A 225-nucleotide genomic window follows, 5' to 3' on the forward strand; every position below is an offset into this window, starting at 1 on the left:
TGGCCCGATCTTTGTCCTTTTGGCGGGTGGATGAGGTAAGTATGACCACATTCATCTGCATGCACAAAATCTCTTTTTCTGCTTGAGTAAGAAAAGAAAAACCATCCAAAACTGGCATATTAAGGTCTAAAAATACCAAGTCAGGACAATCCTCTTTTTTTAGACTGTCCAAGGCTTGTTTGCCATCTGTGACTGCAGTAATAGCGTTGAAGCCCATTTTTGTTA

General features: G+C 40.4%; 1 protein-coding gene. It reads right to left on the reverse strand.

What is annotated here, in order from left to right; all coding sequences use genetic code 11:
* Positions 1-217: response regulator (locus CXF67_RS00365; RefSeq protein ID WP_257984529.1), on the reverse strand; the 217-nt coding region annotated here is incomplete at its 3' end.
* Positions 218-225: the final 8 nt, after the last annotated feature.

The sequence above is a fragment of the Psychroflexus sp. MES1-P1E genome (assembly GCF_002836055.1).
GTDB lineage: Bacteria > Bacteroidota > Bacteroidia > Flavobacteriales > Flavobacteriaceae > Psychroflexus.